Annotated in this window: 21 protein-coding genes; 15 read left to right on the top strand and 6 right to left on the bottom strand. The window is 61.7% G+C overall.

What is annotated here, in order from left to right:
• Positions 1-9 precede the first annotated feature (9 nt).
• Entirely contained in the window at positions 10-324 is a 315-nt protein-coding gene (locus ACYZUD_RS08170) for a c-type cytochrome (RefSeq protein WP_462023486.1), read from the bottom strand.
• Positions 325-348: 24 nt separating this feature from the next.
• Positions 349-2040 carry a cytochrome D1 domain-containing protein gene (locus ACYZUD_RS08165; RefSeq protein WP_462023485.1) on the bottom strand — a complete coding sequence of 564 codons (1692 nt, stop codon included), beginning with the start codon at positions 2038-2040 and terminating at the stop codon, positions 349-351.
• Positions 2041-2239: 199 nt separating this feature from the next.
• On the opposite strand from ACYZUD_RS08165, the gene ACYZUD_RS08160 reads away from it, so the two are divergent.
• The 6 genes from ACYZUD_RS08160 to ACYZUD_RS08135 all read left to right on the top strand — a co-directional run bounded on the left by ACYZUD_RS08160 (position 2240) and on the right by ACYZUD_RS08135 (position 7922).
• The gene (locus ACYZUD_RS08160; protein ID WP_462023484.1) at positions 2240-3043 is read left to right on the top strand and encodes an AAA family ATPase; all 804 of its coding nucleotides are present in this window, start codon (positions 2240-2242) and stop codon (positions 3041-3043) included.
• Complete coding sequence (locus ACYZUD_RS08155; RefSeq protein WP_462023483.1) at positions 3027-3614, top strand: cytochrome c oxidase subunit 3; 588 nt, start codon at positions 3027-3029, stop codon at positions 3612-3614. Before ACYZUD_RS08160 ends, ACYZUD_RS08155 begins: the two co-directional genes overlap by 17 nt.
• 11 nt (positions 3615-3625) lie before the next feature.
• Complete coding sequence (locus ACYZUD_RS08150) at positions 3626-3883, top strand: cytochrome C oxidase subunit IV family protein (protein WP_462023482.1); 258 nt, start codon at positions 3626-3628, stop codon at positions 3881-3883.
• Between the two features lie 247 nt (positions 3884-4130).
• Entirely contained in the window at positions 4131-4571 is a 441-nt protein-coding gene (locus tag ACYZUD_RS08145; protein ID WP_462023481.1) for a c-type cytochrome, read from the top strand.
• A 3-nt stretch (positions 4572-4574) separates the two neighbouring features.
• On the top strand, positions 4575-6002 hold the full coding sequence (locus ACYZUD_RS08140) for a cbb3-type cytochrome c oxidase subunit I (RefSeq protein WP_462023479.1): 1428 nt from the start codon (positions 4575-4577) through the stop codon (positions 6000-6002).
• A 78-nt stretch (positions 6003-6080) separates the two neighbouring features.
• Positions 6081-7922, top strand: coding sequence for a nitric oxide reductase activation protein NorD (locus tag ACYZUD_RS08135; RefSeq protein ID WP_462023478.1), 1842 nt, complete (start codon positions 6081-6083; stop codon positions 7920-7922).
• A gap of 180 nt (positions 7923-8102) precedes the next feature.
• Here the strand turns inward: ACYZUD_RS08135 and ACYZUD_RS08130 are convergent, their stop codons facing one another.
• Together ACYZUD_RS08130 and ACYZUD_RS08125 are read right to left on the bottom strand one after the other, a co-directional pair.
• Positions 8103-8294: a protein DnrP gene (locus tag ACYZUD_RS08130; protein WP_462025203.1), complete on the bottom strand. Its 192-nt coding sequence runs from the start codon at positions 8292-8294 to the stop codon at positions 8103-8105.
• 5 nt (positions 8295-8299) lie between these two features.
• Positions 8300-8983: a Crp/Fnr family transcriptional regulator gene (locus ACYZUD_RS08125; protein ID WP_462023477.1), complete on the bottom strand. Its 684-nt coding sequence runs from the start codon at positions 8981-8983 to the stop codon at positions 8300-8302.
• Between the two features lie 596 nt (positions 8984-9579).
• Between ACYZUD_RS08125 and ACYZUD_RS08120 the strand changes: the two genes are divergently transcribed.
• On the top strand, positions 9580-10770 hold the full coding sequence (locus ACYZUD_RS08120) for an NnrS family protein (RefSeq protein ID WP_462023476.1): 1191 nt from the start codon (positions 9580-9582) through the stop codon (positions 10768-10770).
• 28 nt (positions 10771-10798) lie between these two features.
• The gene (locus ACYZUD_RS08115; RefSeq protein ID WP_462023475.1) at positions 10799-11236 is read left to right on the top strand and encodes a CopD family copper resistance protein; all 438 of its coding nucleotides are present in this window, start codon (positions 10799-10801) and stop codon (positions 11234-11236) included.
• Between the two features lie 118 nt (positions 11237-11354).
• On the opposite strand, the gene ytfE is transcribed toward ACYZUD_RS08115, so the two are convergent.
• The gene (ytfE, locus tag ACYZUD_RS08110) at positions 11355-12029 is read right to left on the bottom strand and encodes an iron-sulfur cluster repair protein YtfE (protein ID WP_462023474.1); all 675 of its coding nucleotides are present in this window, start codon (positions 12027-12029) and stop codon (positions 11355-11357) included.
• A gap of 154 nt (positions 12030-12183) precedes the next feature.
• Here ytfE and norR point away from each other — a divergent pair, with 154 nt between their 5' ends.
• The 7 genes from norR to ubiT all read left to right on the top strand — a co-directional run bounded on the left by norR (position 12184) and on the right by ubiT (position 18933).
• Positions 12184-13713, top strand: coding sequence for a nitric oxide reductase transcriptional regulator NorR (gene norR, locus ACYZUD_RS08105; RefSeq protein ID WP_462023473.1), 1530 nt, complete (start codon positions 12184-12186; stop codon positions 13711-13713).
• A 78-nt stretch (positions 13714-13791) separates the two neighbouring features.
• The gene (gene pdxH / locus ACYZUD_RS08100) at positions 13792-14439 is read left to right on the top strand and encodes a pyridoxamine 5'-phosphate oxidase (protein ID WP_462023472.1); all 648 of its coding nucleotides are present in this window, start codon (positions 13792-13794) and stop codon (positions 14437-14439) included.
• Between the two features lie 214 nt (positions 14440-14653).
• The gene (gene moaB, locus ACYZUD_RS08095; protein ID WP_462023471.1) at positions 14654-15208 is read left to right on the top strand and encodes a molybdenum cofactor biosynthesis protein B; all 555 of its coding nucleotides are present in this window, start codon (positions 14654-14656) and stop codon (positions 15206-15208) included.
• A complete protein-coding gene (locus ACYZUD_RS08090) occupies positions 15205-16440 on the top strand; it encodes a molybdopterin molybdotransferase MoeA (RefSeq protein WP_462023470.1) in 1236 nt (411 codons plus the stop codon). Before moaB ends, ACYZUD_RS08090 begins: the two co-directional genes overlap by 4 nt.
• Before the next feature lie 132 nt (positions 16441-16572).
• On the top strand, positions 16573-17568 hold the full coding sequence (gene ubiU, locus ACYZUD_RS08085) for a ubiquinone anaerobic biosynthesis protein UbiU (RefSeq protein WP_462023469.1): 996 nt from the start codon (positions 16573-16575) through the stop codon (positions 17566-17568).
• Between the two features lie 10 nt (positions 17569-17578).
• Positions 17579-18469, top strand: coding sequence for a U32 family peptidase (locus tag ACYZUD_RS08080; protein WP_462023468.1), 891 nt, complete (start codon positions 17579-17581; stop codon positions 18467-18469).
• Positions 18463-18933 carry a ubiquinone anaerobic biosynthesis accessory factor UbiT gene (gene ubiT, locus ACYZUD_RS08075; RefSeq protein ID WP_462023467.1) on the top strand — a complete coding sequence of 157 codons (471 nt, stop codon included), beginning with the start codon at positions 18463-18465 and terminating at the stop codon, positions 18931-18933. The genes ACYZUD_RS08080 and ubiT overlap by 7 nt, the downstream gene beginning before the upstream one ends.
• A gap of 124 nt (positions 18934-19057) precedes the next feature.
• On the opposite strand, the gene ACYZUD_RS08070 is transcribed toward ubiT, so the two are convergent.
• Positions 19058-19456, bottom strand: a complete 399-nt coding sequence (locus ACYZUD_RS08070) for a putative zinc-binding protein (RefSeq protein ID WP_462023466.1) — start codon at positions 19454-19456, stop codon at positions 19058-19060.
• Between the last annotated feature and the right edge of the window lie 40 nt (positions 19457-19496).

Raw genomic sequence — 19496 nt, 5'->3', positions numbered from 1 at the left:
TCCAGGTGGTTACTTGAGTGTGAGGACCCAGGTCGCGAGGATTTTTGCTTCTTCGTCAGTCACCGGGTTTGCCGGCATCGGCATCGGCCCCCAGTTGCCTTGCGTGCCGTTCTTGATGTGGCCTGCCAGGGTGTCCACGGCCCCGGCCACGCCTGCATTCTTGGCCGCTACATCCTTGAGCGCCGGGCCGACCAGCTTGGTGTCGATGGAGTGGCAGGCCGCGCAGGGTTTGCTCTTGAACAGCTCCAGCGCGTCTTGGGCCATGGCCGGCTGCACACTCAGCGCAGCGGTCAGGGCGAACAGTGAAAACAGAGTATTTTTCATGGTGTTTCCTTGCATTGATGGAGCTCAATAGATGTCGTGTTGGGTGTTGTAGACGTTGAATTTCCCGGTGGGTGTGATCAGTCGTTTGTCCTTGATGACTGACTTGAGCTTCAGTGTTTTGTCGTCGATCACCACCAGCGCCGATTCGTCGGCCTGGCCGCTCCACACGGAGAACCAGACTTCATCGCCAGCCTTGTTGTATTCCGGTTGCACCACGCGCATGGCCCCTTGCTTGATGCCTGCGTACTCGGCAATGGGCAGCACGGTGTAGCCGGCGTCGAGCTTGTCGATGTTGAACACCGCCACCGACTGACTGAGTTTTGCGTCGGGGTTGAGGGTGGTGTCGACATACAGGTGACGGGAGTTGGGGTGGGTCTTGATGAACAGCGATCCGCCGCCCTGGCCCTTGATCGAGGTGACCTGTTTCCAGGCGTATTGCGGGTGTTTGACCGGGTCGGTGCCGATCAGCGAGATGCCGTCATCACCCAGGTGGCTGGTGGCCCAGACCGGCCCGTAGGTCGGGTGGTTGAAGTTGGCGCCGCGCCCCGGGTGCGGGGTTTTGCCGACGTCCACCAGCGCGGTCAACTTGCGCTCCTTGGAGTCGATCACGGCGACCTTGTTGGAGTTGTTGGCGGCGGTCATGAAGTAGCGGTGGGTACTGTCCCAACCGCCGTCATGCAGGAACGGCGCGGCATCGATGTAGGTGACGGTGAGGTTCTTGATGTCCTGGTAATTGACCAGCATGACCTTGCCGGTTTCCTTGACGTTGACGATGAACTCCGGCCATTCGTGGGAAGCGATGATCGCCGCGACCCGGGGCTCAGGGTGATATTCCTGCTTGTCGACGGTCATGCCGCGGGTCGAGACGATCTGCTTCGGCTCCAGGGTTTCGCCATCCATGATGGTGAACTGCGGCGGCCAATAGGAACCGGCGATGGTGTACTTGTCTTCGTAGCCCTTGAACTTGGAGGTCTCCACCGAGCGTGCTTCGATGCCCACTTTGACTTCGGCAACCTTGGTCGGCTCCACTGGCCACAGGTCGATCATGTCGATCCGCGCGTCCCGGCCAATCACCAGCAGGTAGCGGCCCGAGGCGGAAATACGCGAAATGTGCACCGCGTAACCTGTTTCGATCAGCTTGACGATTTTCTTGCTGTCACCGTCGATCAGGGCAATCTTGCCGTCATCGCGCAACGTCACCGAAAACAGGTTGGGCAGGTTGAGTTTGCTCAGTTGCTTCTTCGGACGATCCTCGGGCTTGACCAGCACTTTCCAGGTTTTCAGCGTCTCGGCCATGCCCCATTCCGGTGGTGTCGGCGGCGTGTGCTGAATGAACTTGGCCATGACCGTGATCTGATCCTTGGTCAGCGCATTGGACGTTCCCCAGTTCGGCATGCCTGCCGGTGAACCGTAGGTAATCAGCGCCTCCAGGAACGGTTGCCCGCGGGACTGGGTGATGTCTGGCGTCAGTGGTTTGCCCGTCGCCCCTTTGCGCAGAACGCCGTGGCAGCCGGCGCAGCGCTGGAAGTAGATTTCCTTGGATGAGTCGAACTCGGCCTGGCTCATGTCCGGAGCACCGGCGGTTTTGACCATGGGCGGGTTGGCCGCGGCAGCGGTGGGCTCGTCGGCGCTGGCCGCATGAGTCACCGCAAGGGCCAGCGTCGAACACAGGGTGGCGACAGTCAGAGCAAACGTTTTTCTATTGCTGATCAGCATTCCATTTCTCCTCAGGCAAGACCTTTGCGATGTGCTGAAAGGGCAGCGCAGAACGCAGGTTCTTAGTGCGCTGCAAGGCTATGCCCGAGCAGGCCAATGCTCGCTTGACGGCGATCAAGTTTGCCGGCCATGTCACTTGCCAGGTTGTCGCAGGGGCCCGTAGCGTGTTCCTCAACCCCGCTGTTGAATCAGGTGCCCCATGGACCGTAGCCAGTCTCGCGAACACAACGCCGAACCCTTCTACCAACCGCTCAATAATGAGGAGGCGCTGTTCGAGCAAGCCTGGCGACACGGCATGCCGGTGCTGATCAAAGGGCCGACGGGATGTGGCAAGACCCGTTTCGTCCAGCACATGGCCCATCGGTTGAAACTGCCGCTGTACACCGTGGCGTGCCACGACGACCTGAGCGCGGCTGACCTGATCGGCCGTCATCTGATCGGTGCCCAGGGCACCTGGTGGCAGGACGGACCGCTGACCCGCGCGGTGCGCGAAGGCGGCATCTGTTACCTCGACGAAGTGGTCGAGGCGCGCCAGGACACCGTGGTGGTCCTGCATCCACTGGCCGATGATCGTCGTGAGCTGTTCCTTGAGCGCACCGGCGAAGTGCTGCAGGCACCGCCGTCATTCATGTTGGTGGTGTCATACAACCCCGGTTACCAGAACCTGCTCAAAGGCATGAAACCCAGCACCCGGCAACGCTTCGTGGCGATGCGCTTCGGTTATCCGCCGGTGGCGGATGAAGAGCGCATTGTCGCCCGCGAGGCTCAGGTGGACAGCGCGCTGGCGGCGCAAGTGGTCAGGCTGGGGCAGGCCCTGCGTCGGCTCGATCAACATGACCTGGAAGAAGTCGCCTCCACACGTCTGCTGATTTTCACCGCGCGCATGATCCGCTCCGGCATGAGCCCGCGTGAGGCGTGCATGGCTTGCCTGGCCGAGCCGCTGAGCGATGATCCGCTGACCGTCGCCGCGCTGATGGACGTGGTTGATGTCCACTTCGGCTGAGTCCAGACGCGTTGCGCCGGGCCACTTGCCGGGCGATCTGGCGATGTGGTTTTTCATCCTGGCCGAGCTGTCGGTGTTCGCCATCCTGATTCTGGCGTTCGCCGTGACCCAGGCGATCAAACCGCAGCTGTTCGTCGAAAGCCGTCTGTTACTCAATACGTCCACTGGCCTGGCGATGACCCTGAGCCTGCTCACCGCCGGGCTGTTCGCTGCCCTGGCGCAAGAACAAGTCAGGCGCTCGCGGCCTCGCTACGGTGCGGTCTACCTGCTGGCCGCGTTGCTCGCCGCCAGTGTCTACGTGGTGTTGAAGCTCACTGAGTACCGACACTTGCTGGCCTCGGGGCTGGGCATGGAACACAACACATTTTTCACGCTGTACTGGATCCTCACCGGTTTCCATTTTCTTCACGTATTGCTCGGCATGGTCATTCTTGGATGGCTGGCCGAGCGTTGCCGTCGTGGCCTGTACGACGCCGGCAACCGCAGCGGATTTGAATCCGGCGTGTTGTATTGGCACATGGTCGATCTGATCTGGGTCGTGCTGTTTCCGCTGGTCTACGTTCTGAATTGACGGGGGTTCCGATGTCCGCTTCCAGGCTTCTGCTCGTGTGCTGGGCCGCGCTGGCCGAGTTAAGCGTGTGCACGGTAGCGCTGGCGCAGTCCGGCGCGACATGGCTGCTGTCCGTGGCCATTTTGCTGGTGGCGGTCGGCAAGGCCTGGCTGATCACCGATGGCTTCATGGAGCTGCGCCATGCGCCGCGACTGTGGCGCCGGTTGATGGTGAGCTGGGCGCTGGTGTTGGCGGCAGTGGTCGGGATGACACTGATGTCGTTCCGCTGAAGGATTGCAGTCTGTAAAACAGCGCAACCCTAATGTGGGAGCGAGCCTGCTCGCGAAGGGGCCATAACATTCAACATCTTCATTGACTGTCAGACCGCTATCGCGAGCAGGCTCGCTCCCACATTCGATCTTCGTCAGCCATACGATCTATACCTGAGCAAAACCATCGGAGTTTCTTGATCGCCATCAAGCAGGTTTCAACCCTTCGCTTCCTATCATGGACGGGCCAAGCAAAGAGGAAGCGACCATGTCAGAGACCTTCACCAAAGGCATGGCCAGGAATATCTACTTCGGGGGAAGCATCTTCTTCTTCCTGATATTCCTGGCCTTGACCTATCACACGGAACAGACCTTTCCCGTGCGCAGCAATGAAGCGCAGTTAACCGAATCAGTGATTCGCGGCAAGACGGTCTGGGAGCAAAACAACTGCATCGGCTGCCACACGCTACTGGGTGAGGGCGCCTACTTCGCGCCTGAACTGGGCAACGTGTTCCAGCGGCGCGGCGGGGAGGAGGGCTTCAAACCTTTCCTGCATGCCTGGATGAAAATGCAGCCGCTGGGCGTACCGGGCCGGCGCGCGATGCCCCAGTTCAAGTTGAGTGACCAGGAGGTGGATGACATCGCCGAGTTCCTCAAGTGGAGCTCGAAAATCAACACCAATGGCTGGCCGCCAAACAAGGAGGGCTAAGCGATGAGCATTGCTAATCCGCATCTGAAATTCGCCTCGCAAGCCGTGGCCAAACCGTACTTCGTGTTTGCCCTGATCCTGTTTCTCGGTCAGGTGCTGTTCGGTTTGATCATGGGCCTGCAATACGTGATCGGAGACTTTCTGTTCCCGATCATTCCCTTCAACGTGGCGCGGATGGTGCACACCAACCTGCTGATCGTCTGGCTGCTGTTCGGCTTCATGGGCGCCGCCTACTACTTGATTCCGGAAGAGGCCGACCGCGAACTGCACAGCCCTAAACTGGCGATCATCCTGTTCTGGGTGTTCGCCGCTGCGGGTGTGCTGACGATCCTCGGTTACCTGCTGGTGCCTTATGCCGGCCTGGCCAAGCTGACCCACAACGAGCTGCTGCCGACGATGGGTCGGGAGTTCCTGGAGCAGCCGACCATCACCAAGATGGGCATTGTGGTGGTGTGCCTGGGCTTCCTCTACAACATCGGCATGACCCTGCTCAAAGGTCGCAAGACCACCGTCAGCATGGTGATGATGACCGGGTTGATCGGGCTTGCGGTGTTCTTCCTGTTCTCCTTCTACAACCCCGGCAACCTGGCCCGCGACAAGTTCTACTGGTGGTGGGTGGTGCATCTTTGGGTCGAAGGCGTGTGGGAACTGATCATGGGGTCGATGCTGGCCTTCGTGCTGATCAAGATCACCGGGGTCGACCGCGAGGTCGTGGAAAAATGGCTCTACGTGATCATCGCCATGGCGCTGATTACCGGGATCATCGGTACTGGTCACCACTTCTTCTGGATCGGTGCCCCCGAGGTCTGGTTGTGGGTCGGCTCGATCTTCTCCGCGCTCGAACCGCTGCCGTTCCTGGCCATGGTGATCTTCGCTTTCAGCATGGTGAAGAACCGTCGCCGGCAACACCCGAACCGCGCCGCCACGCTGTGGGCCAAGGGCACCACGGTCACAGCGTTCTTCGGTGCGGGCGTCTGGGGTTTCCTGCACACCCTGGCACCGGTCAACTTCTACACCCACGGTTCGCAACTGACGGCCGCTCACGGTCACCTGGCCTTCTACGGTGCTTACGCAATGATCGTGATGACCTTGATCAGCTACGCCATGCCGCGTTTGCGCGGGCTGGGTGAAGCCGCTGACGAGCGTTCGCAGACCTTCGAAATCTGGGGCTTCTGGTTGATGACCCTGTCGATGGTGATGATCACGCTGTTCCTCACTGCGGCCGGTGTCGTGCAGGTCTACCTACAACGCTGGCAGGCGGACGGGATCGCGTTGCCGTTCATGGCCACGGTCGAACATCTGCAGGTGCTGTTCTGGGCCCGTCTGGGTGCCGGCCTCGGGTTCTTCGCCGGGCTGCTCTGTTACCTGCTCAGCTTCAAGCAACGTGGCCGCGCAGCGTCGCGCGCCCCGGCTGCCGTTGTCCCTTCATGAGCCTGCGTAACGGCTAGAAAAGGTCGGCCCGGCTGAGACAGCGGGCCGTTTTTTTGGTTTACAAAAAGGGCAAATACCATGGCCTTTACCGTCGAACTGGAAGAATGGGTAGGCAGTGTCTGGCACCGCTTCATCACCCGGCGCGCCAGCCCGGATTTCCCCGAGGCGCGTGTCGAGCTGGCCAGCCAGCAACGTCCGTTGGCGCTGTTGTTTCGCGCCATGGGCGGCGCCAATGGCATCGGCGTGGAAGCCGCCAGCGATCGCGATCTGCTGTTGCGACGCAACGTGTTGCAGCAGATCGCCGGCACCTGCAAACAAGTGCCGTTGGCGTGGTGCGACGAGGCTAACCTTCGTTTGCCGTCGAGCCTCGCAGTGTTTCCTGAAGTCGCTCTGAACGAGGAACTCTATCGTTGGCTCGCGTTGCTGGCGGCACAGTCCGGGCAGATGCGTCACTGGGGTCGGGACAACCAGCGCTGGACGCAACAGCTGTTGCGGCGCTACCCCGCGTTGCGCGCCCGGTATAAACGCCTGGTCGATGCCCATCTGCAATTGCGCCCCGATCCAGCCTCGTTGAACAGCAGCGAAGCCGCACTGGAGCGGGCGTTATGCCAGGCGTTGCGCGAGCCGGGCAGTGTCGAACATTTTCCCCGTAGCGAACGGGCCGCGTGGCCGCTACCGCTGTGGTTGTACCCGCCGCAAAACCTCGCCAGCCCGCAGGTTGCCGATCTGGGCGACGAATCCGAAGAGTCGCTGACCACGCCACCCGGCGAACAGAAAGGCGGGCGCAAACGCGCCACACGGATCGATGAAAACAGCCGTGATGGCGGGCTGTTGGTGGTACGCCTGGAGAACCTGTTCAGCTGGACCGAACACGTGGACCTGGATCGCTGGTCGGACGATAGCGAGGATCCGGATGCTGCCAGGGTCGCCGATGACCTGGACGAACTGACCCTGTCGCGCACCCGTCTGCGCAAGGGCGGTGGCCTCAAGTTGCACCTGGATTTGCCACCGGCCGATGTCGACGATATTCCCCTCGGCGAGGGCATCAAGTTGCCGGAGTGGGACTACCGCAAACAACAGATGCAGGACCGCTTCGTCAATCTGCAAATGATGGTGCCCCGGGACTGCGAGGCTCAACCGCTGCCGTCACGGCTGAAGGCTTCGGCGCATCGCTTGCGGCGCCAGTTCGAGCACCTGCGCAATGACCGTCAGTGGCTACGCCAGCAACCCCAGGGTTCAGAGCTGGACATGCAGGCCTGGCTGGATTTTCACGTAGAGCGCGAGCATGGCCAGTGTGCTGAGCGGGGTTTGTTCATGGAACAACGGCAGACCCGTCGAGACCTGGCGTGCCTGTTGCTGGCCGATGTGTCGATGTCCACCGACGCCCACCTGAACGATGAGCATCGGGTCATAGACGTCATCCGCGACAGCCTGCTGCTGTTCGGCGAAACCCTGTCGGTGCTCGGCGATGATTTCGCCTTGTACGGATTTTCCTCGCTGCGCCGCCAGCAGGTGCGCATGCAGGAACTCAAGTCCTTCAAGCAGCGTTATGACGACACCACCCGAGGCCGCATCCAGGGGCTCAAACCGGGTTATTACACGCGCATGGGCGCCGCCATCCGCCAGGCCACCAAACTGCTGGGTGGCAGCAAGCGGCGTAGCAAGTTGTTGCTGCTGCTGACGGATGGCAAACCGAATGATCTGGATCTGTATGAGGGCCGCTACGGTGTGGAAGACACCCGCGAGGCGGTGCTGGAGGCGCGGCGCCAAGGGTTGACGCCGTTCTGTATCACGATTGACCGCGAGGCCGGGGATTACCTGCCGTACATGTTCGGTGCCAATGGCTACACCTTGATCCGCCAGCCCGAACAACTACCCCTGCGGTTACCGCAGTTGTATCGCCAGTTGACCCAGCCTTGATCTCCTTGACCGTCCCTTGTAGCAGCTGCCGAGCCTGCGAGGCTGCGTTCGGCTGCGCAGCAGTCGTAAAACCATTCACCGCGGTGTTTCAGGAATACCGTGGGCACAGGGTTTACGACTGCTTCGCAGCCGAACGCAGCCTCGCAGGCTCGGCAGCGGCTACAGGGGTGTGTGCGGGATTCAGGAAATGCTGCGCGGCAGCCAGAAAAACATCGTCACGCAAAAGATCGTCAGGCCGATGCAGAACCACATGAATCGACGCTGCCGACGTTCCCCGGCGCGTTCGGCCAGTGCCGGCAGGGGCATGCCGCATTGGCGGCACTCGGTCTCTGGTGATGGGTTGGCGTGTTGGCAATACAGGCAGACGGGCATGCTGTTCACTCAAACTGTTCCAGGCGCAGACGATCCAGAATGGCGATCAGACGGCCGTCCTGGGTGATGATTTTTTCATCGATCAAGCGGCGGATAATCCGCGAAAAGGTTTCCGGCTGGATCGACAGATGCCCGGCAATCAGTTGCTTGGCCATCGGCAGCTCGAATTGGCTGTCAGTGGTTTGCTGGCGCACCAGTTGCGTCAGCAGATAACGCACGACCCGGTGGGTGGCGTTTTTCAGTGACAGGGTTTCGATTTCGTTGACCCGTTGATGCAAGCGCACGCAGAGCTTGCCCAGCAGCGCAAACGTCAGCCGGCTGTTGCTTTGCAGCAGGCGCATGTAGGTGCTGTTGGAGAGCCGGTAGAGCTGGGTGGGGCAGATCGCTTCGGCCGACGCGACATAGTTCGGAGTGTCCATCAGCATCATCGCTTCGGCGAAGGTTTGCCGGTCGCTGATGACCTCGAACACTTTCTCCTGCCCATCGGGTGTCAGGCGGTAGATCTTCACCGCGCCGGCAATCACGAAATAGAACGAATCGGCCGGCTCGCCTTGACGGAACAATGGCTCGCCTTTGTCGATGCTCAGCAAGTGGCTGGTACTCATCAATTCATCCAGCTGTTCTTCGTTCAACGGCTCGAACAAATGATGACTGCGCAGAATCTGGTGATGGACGCGATGAAGCACCATGGGAATTCATCCTGAAGGTTGAGGAGGGCTGGCGATCAAGTCAGACGAGGCCCAGGGAAACGCCGCTGGCCAATGCCAGGACGGAGGTCAACACCACAAACCAGGCCAGTGGCTGGATGACTTTTTTCATGAGGACTCCCGGGATCGAGGTTTTTACGATTTTCAGAGGCATGAGCAAGACACGGGCCATGCCTGGAGGCCTTTGTTTATTGGGTCTTTCAGGCGGCAGGGTAAAAAAGACCCGCATGAACAGGGTATAAACAACCCTAAAATGGTCATTTCTACCCTGAGCCGATCACCTTGTGGCGAGGGGGCTTGCCCCCGCTGGAGGGCGAAGCACTCCCGAAACCGGTATCCGCGGTGTGTCAGATAGAACGCATTAGCCGGTTTTACGACTGCTTCGCAGCCGAACGGGGCGGTGCGGCGGTCCGACAAGCCCCTCGCCACAGGGGGCCATCGGGTAGCGGGGGCACGGCCCTTGCACACTTGATCTGCGACAAAGGCAATTGATCGGCAATGCCCGATGATTGACCTCGGATTTACCTGGGCGCGCGCAGGTTGGCGCCAGGTCAGCAACAAGGTAAAGGAGTGGCTTTATGCAAGTGCTTGACCACCGTAAAGCGATGGCGATCCCACCGTTGTTACGTCTGGCCTTTCGGCCGTTTTTCCTCGCTGGCTGCCTCCTGGCCGTATTGGCCATTCCGTTGTGGCTGGCGGCTTTCAGCGGCTCGATAGCCGACTGGCAGCCGGCCGGCGGTTGGCTGGGTTGGCATCGCCATGAACTGTTGTTCGGGTTTGGACTGGCGATTATCGCGGGCTTCCTGCTGACAGCCGTGCAGACCTGGACCGGTCGCCCCGGCCTCAGCGGTAAACCGTTGGCTGCCCTGGCGCTGCTGTGGTTGTTGGCCCGGGTGGCCTGGCTGGTCAATGCACCGTGGCCGGTGCTCGCGGTACTGGAATTGGCGTTCCCGCTGGCGGTGGCGGCGCTCATGGGCTTCACGCTGTGGAAGGTGCGGCAGAAACGTAACTACCCGATTGCGGTGGTCCTGCTGCTGTTGGCCGCGGCCGACGGGTTGTCCCTGTACGGCCTGGTCGAAGGTCATGAAGGCTGGCAGCGCCAGGGTGTGCTGACCGGTATCTGGCTGGTGGCGGCGATGATGGGGCTGATCGGCGGGCGCGTCATTCCGTTTTTCACTCAGCGCGGCCTCGGTCGGGTTGACGGCGTTGCCGCGTGGCCGTGGTTGGATTGGCTGCTGCTGATCGGCTCGCCCCTGGTGGCGCTGTTATATGCCGCCGGTCCCGCGCTCAACGCCAATGTCTGGGTAGGCTTATTGTTCGCGGTGCTGGGCGCCGGGCATCTGATTAGGCTGGTGCGCTGGCATGACCGTGCGCTCTGGCGTGTGCCGTTGTTGTGGTCGTTGCACCTGGCTTATGGCTGGCTGGCGGTGGCTTGCCTGGGGATGGCGCTGTGGCATTTCGGTGTGCCGATCAATCCGAGCCTGGCGGTGCATTGCCTGACGATCGGTGCCATGGGCGGCCTGGTGCTGGCGATGATTGCCCGGGTCAGCCTCGGGCATACCGGCCGTGCGCTGGAGCCGCCGTCGGGCATGACCCTGGCGTTCATTTTGCTCAACCTGGCGTGCCTGAGCCGGGTCGTGTTGGTCCTGTTCTTCCCGTTGCCCGCGTTGTGGCTGGCCGGTGTGTGCTGGGCGTTGGCGTTCGCGCTGTACGCCTGGCGCTATGGGCCGATGCTGCTGCGGGCCCGGGTGGACGGTCATCCGGGATGAACAGGCGAATCGATGGAGGTGGCCGCTGATGTATCCCTTTCTACTGGTTACGCATTTGCTGGCGGCAATCGCCTTCATCGGCACGCTGTTTTTCGAGGTGGTGATTTGGTATCGCGCACGCCAGCAGTTGGCGGATACCGCGCAAGGGACGGCGGATCAGGCGATTGCGGTGCGATCGCGCAAGGTGTTGCACGGCGTGGTGTTGCTGCTGTACGGCGCCGGTATGGCGTTGGCGTGGCAACACCGGGGCGTATTGAGCCAGCCGCTGGCCAGCAGCTTTGGCACGTTGCTGAGCCTGAAGATCATCCTGGCCCTGAGCATCATCGGTCATTACTTGCTGCTGGCGTATTGGCTGAAAAGCGCGCGGCTGACCACGACCCGCGCCGCGTGGATTCGTCGCAGCATCCTCGGGCACATGGTGTTGATCGTGATCCTGGCCAAGGCCATGTTCTATTGGCACGGTTGATCACGCTGGAAAACCCGTAAATCCGTGATGGCGCCATTCGCGAGCAGGCTCCCACATTGGAATTCCGTGCCCTGTGGGAGCGAGCCTGCTCGCGAAAGCGTGTGTCGCTGGCAATTGATCAGTGGCGAGGGTTCAGGGCGTTGATGAACAACACGTTGTTTTCCAGATGGATGTGTTGCATCAGGTCGTCCTTGAATTCCAGCAACCCGCGATAGAGCGCGCGCCAGGTGTTACAGGCATCGGCCGGCGGGATGATGTGGTTGGTCAGGGCGAGCATCTTTTCCAGCGCTTCGCCATGTTGATCATGTTCGAATCGCAGCACCTGAATCGGCGGAGCGGCCTGGGGGCCGATGCCCTGTTGCAGCATCGGGAAGAGTACTTGTTCTTCCTTGAGCATGTGGCCTTCGAGTTCCTGCTGCATGTCGGTCAGCAGGTCGGCCAGGCCGTTGGGGCAGCTGCTGCGCGCACCGTGCACCTGCTCGACGCGGCGGGCCAGACGGATCAGTTCCGGCAGTTGCTCGCGGTGGCGGGCGTGGTAGCGCGCCAGGAGGTGGGCAATCAACGCCTCGGAAGGTTCGTTGCGCCAGTCGTGCTGGTTTTCACCGGCGTCTTGCAGCGTGTGCAGGGCATCGGCAATCAGCAGTGGATCGAGGTCCTTGCCAAGGGCCGCTTCACGCAGGCTTTTATGCCCGCCGCAACAGAAGTCCAGTTTGAAGGTGTGAAAGATCCGGGTGGCACCGGGAATGTCGCAGGCCAGTTGGCCGAGGCTTTGTTCCAGTAGGGTCTGGCTCATCAGGGTTCCTTGTTTGGGTTTCAACGGTTCCCCAGGCTCATTGCATCCGGCATGCCATATTTAACTGATTGATAAATATAGATTAATTTTTATTTGTGGTGATAGGCACCCTGACGCTTTAGGGTGAATCCAACCATAGAGGGTAATTACTACCATGCTGCGTGAAAGCCTGGCGGCCGACCTGATTGTCGAGTTGCCCAATGCCGTGCGGTTTCAACGATTGGTCCAGACCCTGCGCGAATACTTCAACAGTGGCGCGGTAGGCTTACTGCGTCTGGATGACGACAGCCTGAGGCCGGTGGCGACGGTGGGGCTGGTGCATGAAGCGTTGGGGCGCCGGTTCGTCATCGCCCAGCATCCGCGGCTGGCGGCGATCATGGCGTCGCGCGAACCGGTCTGGTTCGAGCCCGACAGTCGCCTGCCGGACCCTTACGATGGCCTGCTCGACAACCACGTCGGCGAACCGCTGCCGGTGCATGACTGCATGGGCGTGAGCCTGTATGTCGAGGGCCGGATCTGGGGCGCGATCACCCTCGATGCGTTGCACGCCGGGACCTTCGACAGCCGTGCGCGAGAGGAACTCAAGCGCTGTACCTTGCAGATCGAAGCCGCGGTGCGGGTCACTCGCCTGGAACAGGAAAACCGCAGTTTGCGGTTGTCCCGCAGCGATCCGCAGGATTTGCGAATGCCGGTCGAGGAGGGCGAGATCCTCGGGCAGAGCGAGGTGTTGCACCAGTTGCTCAATGAGCTGGACGTCCTGGCCGACTCTGATCTGCCGGTGTTGCTGCTGGGTGAGACCGGCGTCGGCAAAGAGCTGTTCGCCCGGCGCTTGCATCGTCTTTCACGGCGTAGTCACAAACCGCTGATCCAGGTCAACTGCGCGGCCTTGCCTGAGTCGCTGGCAGAAAGTGAATTGTTCGGCCATGTCAAAGGCGCCTTTTCCGGCGCCACCAGTGATCGTGCCGGGCGGTTCGATGCCGCCAACGGTGGCACGCTGTTTCTCGATGAAGTCGGCGAGTTGCCATTGAGCGTGCAGGCGAAACTGTTGCGTACCCTGCAGAACGGCGAGATCCAGCGCCTCGGCGCCGACAAGCCGTTGCACGTCGATGTGCGCATCATTGCCGCGACCAACCGGCACCTGCCGGACAGCATCCGCGATGGCTTGTTTCGGGCCGATCTGTATCACCGGCTCTCGGTGTACCCGGTGCCGATTCCGGCCCTGCGCGAACGCGGTAACGATGTGTTGATGCTGGCCGGGCATTTCCTTGAACTCAATCGGGCGCGGCTCGGCCTGCGCGGTTTACGCCTGTCGCCGGCGGCCGAACGCGCGCTGCTGACGTATACCTGGCCGGGCAACGTGCGTGAGCTGGAGCACGTGATCAGTCGAGCCGCGTTGAAGCAGCTCAGCCGCGGCACCAGTCGCACGTTGATCATGACGCTGGAGCCGGAAATTCTCGATCTCGACAGTGCGACGGGAACACCGGAGACCGCCGTCGAGCCGTCCGAGGATGTGACGTCGGATCTGCCGTTCCAGCCCCTGGGCGAGGCCGTCGACGATTACCAGCGCAAAAAAATCCTCCAGGCCCTGAGCCTGTCCGGGGAAAACTGGGCGAGCGCCGCGCGGATTCTCGAAGTCGACCCCAGCAACCTGCACAAACTGGCGCGGCGTCTGCGCCTCAAGTAGGCGACAGTGTTGATGGTGATCAAGGTGGCGTTACGCAGTGCCTCGCACACTGCGTGAAACCCTCCGGAGATCACCGTCATGCCCCTGTCCCTGGCCCAGATGCGCCGCAACTACACCCTCAACGGCCTGCAAGATGAGGCTGCGCTGGACGATCCGCTGGCGATGTTCCGGCAATGGATGCAGCAGGCCCGCGACACCGAGTGCGCGCCTGTCGAGGCCAATAGCATGGTGTTGGCCACTGTCGACAGCGAAGGGCGGCCGCACTGCCGGGTGCTGCTGCTCAAGGGGTTGAGCGATGACGGGTTTACTTTTTTCGGCAATTACCAGAGCGACAAGGGTCAGCAGCTGGCCGCCAATCCCTTTGCCGCCATGACCTTTTTCTGGCCGGGGCTGGAGCGTCAGGTGCGTATTGAAGGGCGGGTGTCCCGGCTCGATCCGGCGTTGTCGGATGCGTACTTCGATTCCCGCTCCCTGGCCAGTCGGCTGGGGGCCTGGGCCTCACCGCAAAGCCGTTCGTTGGCCAGTCGGGCAGCGCTTGAATCGCTGCTGGCTGAAACCACCAAGCGCTTCGTCGGCCAGACCGTATCGCGACCCGAACACTGGGGCGGCTACTGCCTGCACCCCGAGCGTCTGGAGTTCTGGCAGGGCCGCGCCGACCGCTTGCATGACCGCCTCGATTACCGCTTGCACGATGGTCTGTGGAAACGCAGCCGCCTGGCACCTTGAGCGATGAAGAACAGTGTGGGAGCGTGCCTGCTCGCGAAGGTGGTGTGTCAGTCGCAACTAATGGGCCTGACACACCGCCTTCGCGAGTAGGCTCGCTCCCACAGGTTTTGTGCCCGACAGTATGCCCCGACGAGGTACCTCCTTGGAGGAATAGGCTCGCTCGCCATTCCGGTTCAGGCTTTGGCCCATACCCTCATCTACAGGAGGCTGGGATATGGCCCATCTGGCGCAACGCACGTTTGAACCCCTGAACATCGCCGTGCTGACCATCAGCGATACGCGCACCTTTGACACCGACACCTCGGGACAGACCCTGACGGATTTGCTGCAAACCGCCGGGCATGTATTGATCGATCGTGATCTGGTGAAGGACGACATTTATCAGGTCCGCGCCACCGTCTCCCGGTGGATCGCCGATCCCAAGGTGCAAGTCGTCTTGATGACCGGCGGCACCGGTTTCACCGCTCGCGACAACACGCCGCAGGCCGTCCTGCCATTGCTGGACAAACACGTGGAAGGCTTTGGCGAATTGTTCCGCCAGGTGTCTCTGGAGGACATCGGCATGTCCAGCCTGCAGTCCCGGGCATTGGCCGGCATGAGCAACGGCGTGCTGGTGTGCTGCGTACCCGGTTCACCGGGTGCCTGTCGGACTGCCTGGAACAAAATCCTGATCGAACAACTGGACAGTCGCACCGGCCCGTGCAATTTCGCCCCGCACCTGAAACCGCAAGCGCAGCGGGTCATTGACGCCTGCGAGACGCGCTCATGACCGGCCGGGTATGCGACCTCGGTCACCTGATGCCCGTGGACGATGCCATCAGTCGCCTGCTGGATCAGGCACCGCCGCCGCCCCTGGTGCAAAAGATCGGCCTGGATCAAGCCTTGGGGCGGGTTTTGGCGGTGGACATTCAATCCCCGGTGAACCTGCCGGCCTGGGACAACAGTGCCATGGACGGTTATGCCTTCAGGGCCGCTGACCTGCCAGCGGAAGGTGGCTGGCTGGCGATTGGCGGGCGAATCGCGGCAGGGGATCAGGCGTCCTCACCCTTGCTCGCGCAGCAGGCGGTGCAGATTTTTACTGGCGCGCCATTGCCGCCGGGCGCCGATACGGTGGTGCCACAAGAGCGCTGTCGCATCGACGGTGAGCGTGTCTGGTTACCGCTCGTGAATGAGGGTGACCACGTGCGCAAGGAGGGCGAGGAGATTCGCCGGGGCCAGTTGTTGCTCAAGGCCGGCAAGCGCCTGCGCGCACAAGAAGTGGGATTGCTGGCGGGCGCGGGCATCGCGCGGGTCGAGGTCTATCGACCGTTGCAGGTGTGCTTGCTCAGCAGCGGCAATGAACTGCGTGACCCGGGCGATCCGTTGGCGCCCGGGCAGATTTACAACAGCAATCGTTATTGCCTCGCTGCGTTGTTGAGCGGCTGGGGCGTCGAGGTGCATGACTATGGCGTCATGGCCGATGAGTTGGCGGCCAGCCGGCATGCCTTGAGCCTGGCTTCTTCGGAATGCGACCTGCTGTTGAGTTCCGGCGGCGTCTCGGTCGGTGAGGAAGATCACCTCAAACAGGCGATCGAGGAACTGGGCAGCCTGGATTTCTGGCGCCTGGCCATTCAGCCCGGCAAGCCGCTGGCCTTTGGCGAGGTGGCCGGCAAACCCTGGATCGGCATGCCGGGTAATCCTTCGGCAGCGCTGATTACCGCGTTGGTGGTGGTGCGTCCGTTCCTGCTCAGAGCCCAGGGCGTGACTGACGTGCTGCCGGTGCCGTTGGCGGTACCCGCCGGGTTCGACTGGTTGCAACGCAACAAGCGTCGACAGTACTTGCGCGCGAAACTGACGCCCGGCGCTGACGGGCAGTTGAGTGTGGAACTGCATCCTCAACAGAGCTCGGCGATGCTGACCGCTGCCTGCTGGGCCGATGGCCTCGCAGTGATCGAGTGCGAGCAGCAAGTGCTCAAGCACGACAACGTGATGTTCCTGTCCTTCGCCGACCTGATGCAGTGAGGGCAATTGATTGCCGTCAAGGCAGTGCCTGCCGGTCTCGCTAGACTGGCAGCGCCTTTTTCGATGGCTCCGGACCCTCGCGTCATGGGCATCAGACGACGGTCCAGACGCGTTTTTTCATGAGGATTACCCATGCAACTGGTCTGCCCGGCAGGGAACCTGCCTGCGCTTAAGGCGGCGGTTCGCCAAGGCGCTGATGCCGTTTATGTCGGCTTTCGCGATGACACCAACGCCCGGCATTTCGCGGGGCTGAACATGGACGACAAACAGTTCGACGCCGCCGTCGCTCACATCCGCCTGCATCAGCGCAAACTCTACGTCGCGGTCAACACGTACCCGCAACCCAAGGGCTGGAAACGCTGGCAACGGGCGGTGGATCGTGCCGCCGATTTTGGCGTGGACGCGCTGATCGCCGCCGACCCCGGGGTGCTCAACTACGCCAGCCAGCGGCATCCGCAACTGGCGTTGCATCTGTCGGTGCAGGGCTCGGCGACCCACGCCGCGGCGCTGGAGTTTTATGCGCAGCGCTACGGTATTCGTCGTGCGGTGCTGCCACGGGTGTTGTCGTTGGCGCAGGTGCGCCAGGTCGCCGCCAGCAGCCCGGTGCCCATCGAAGTGTTTGGTTTCGGCAGTCTGTGCATCATGGCCGAAGGGCGCTGCCACCTGTCTTCCTACATCACCGGCGAGTCGCCGAACCTGTGCGGTGTCTGTTCGCCGGCCAAGGCCGTGCGCTGGAGCGAGGACGCCGACGGTTTGAGCGCGCGGCTCAGTGAAGTGCTGATCGACCGCTACACCCCTGACGAACCGGCCGGCTACCCGACCTTGTGCAAAGGCCGTTTCCTCGTCGATGGCAAACGCTTTCACGCACTGGAAGAACCCACCAGCCTCGACACCCTGGACTTGCTGCCGGAATTGACCGCCATCGGCGTCGAAGCGGTAAAAATCGAGGGCCGCCAACGCAGCCCGGCCTATGTTGAACAAGTCACCCGGGTCTGGCGCGCAGCACTGGACGCCCATCGTGGTGCGCCGGGCAGTTTTCGGGTCAAGGAGGAATGGCGTCAGGTGCTGGCCGGTTTGTCCGAGGGCAGCCAGACCACCCTGGGTGCTTATCATCGATCATGGCAATGAGGGACGCGACATGAAGCTCAGCCTGGGACCGGTCCTGTTTTATTGGGACAAGGAACAACTCAGTCACTTTTACGCCGAGATGTCGGCCTTGCCCCTGGACGTGATTTACCTGGGGGAAACCGTGTGCTCGAAACGCCGGGCCTTTTCACTGGATCAGTGGCTGGGGTTGGGGCGCGAATTGCAGGAATGCAGTCAGGCGCAGTTGGTGATCTCCAGCCTGACGCTGATCGAAGCGGCGTCGGAGCTTTCCAGCCTGCGCCGGCTGTGCGACAACGGCCAATTGCTGGTAGAGGCCAACGACATGGGCGCGGCGCAGTTTCTCGCCGAGCGCAAGTTGCCGTTCGTGGGCGGCCCGGCCCTCAACCTGTACAACGGCCACTCGTTGGCGCAATTGCTCGATAGCGGAATGACCCGCTGGGTGCCGCCCGTGGAATGTTCGGCGGCGCTGATCAGCGACGTGATCGGGCAGGTGCGCGAGCTGGGCCTTGCGGTACCGGAAGTTGAAATCTTTGCCTACGGGCATTTGCCCCTGGCCTATTCCGCGCGCTGCTTTACCGCCCGGGCGGAAAACCGGCCCAAGGACGACTGCCAGTTTTGCTGCATCAACTACCCCGACGGCATGGCGCTGACCAGCCAGGAAGGGCAGCCGCTGTTCACCCTCAACGGTATTCAAACGATGTCCGCCGAGGTGACCAATCTATTGGCCGATTATTCCGGACTGGTGGCCTGCGGTGCCGATCTGCTGCGCCTGAGCCCGCGTGCCCAGGGCATGGCCGAGGTGATCGCGAGCTATCAACGGGTGCGTCTGGGCGAGACCCCGCCGCTGTTTGTCGACGGCTGCAATGGCTACTGGCATGGCCAGGCCGGCATGTTGCGCGTCGAGGAGGTGGGCCTGTGTTGAACCGGAAAAAGTGGCTGTTGAAAGGGGCCGACCGACTACTGCCGCTGGTGCGCCGGGTGCCGTTTGCCGTGCAGCGCCTGGCGTTGCAGCAGGCGCTGAACCGCTGTCTCGCCGAGCCGTTGCGCGATGGTGAGTTTGAAGTGTTGCGCGGGCGTTGGTTGTGCCTGCGGATCCCGGACCTGGGTTTGTCCTGGTACTTGACGCTCAGTCGTCAGGGCTTGCGGATTGCCGAACGCGCCACGGCGGACGTGACCATCAGCGGTAACTGGCGCGAGTTTCTACTGCTGGCCAGCCGTCAGGAAGATCCGGACACGCTGTTCTTTCGCCGGCGGCTGGTGATCGAGGGCGATACCGAACTGGGGCTGGCGCTGAAGAACCTGATCGACAGCCTCGACCCTGACGTGTTGCCGGTCTGGTTGTGGCGCAATCTTGAGCGGGCGGGGAAGGGCCTGGCGGCAGGATGACCAACACAGAACACCTGTGGGAGCGAGCCTGCTCGCGATAGCGGTAGAACAGTCGACATCAATGTTGAATGTCAGTCCGCTATCGTGAGCAGGCTCGCTCCCGCAGTTGGTTTTTTGTTGTCCCTTAGGCCATCGTTTCCTGGCGGTTTTCATGCTGGCGGGCATCACTGGCAATCAACTGTCTGATCCCTTCAAACAACTCATCACTCTGCGCCTCCGTGCAGTCCTCACCATAGCGTTTGCGCAACCCGTAATGGCTGAGAATTAAGTGCACATCCGCATGCAATCCATGCTGTTTCAGGCAGTTTTCGACGCATTGCAACGGGCAACCGTCCAGCGCGAAGATCCGCCGCCCCGAGCGCGCCTTGTTGACCAGCGCTGCCACATGCCCGCCGACACCGACGATGCAGGACATCTCAGCCAGGCCGCTGCGATCCAGGCGCACGGCCAGGGTGTTGGCCAGTTGGGCCACGTTGGAGCAGCCTGAGCAGGAGTAAACCAACGGCAGGGTTGAACGGGGCATTTGCATTCTCCATGGGTGGACGCCTTCAGTGTGCAAGGCC

It is taken from the genome of Pseudomonas sp. XS1P51 (genome assembly GCF_054897845.1).
The sequence above is the reverse complement of the archived record's forward strand: the minus strand, read 5'-3'. Positions and strand labels throughout refer to the sequence as shown.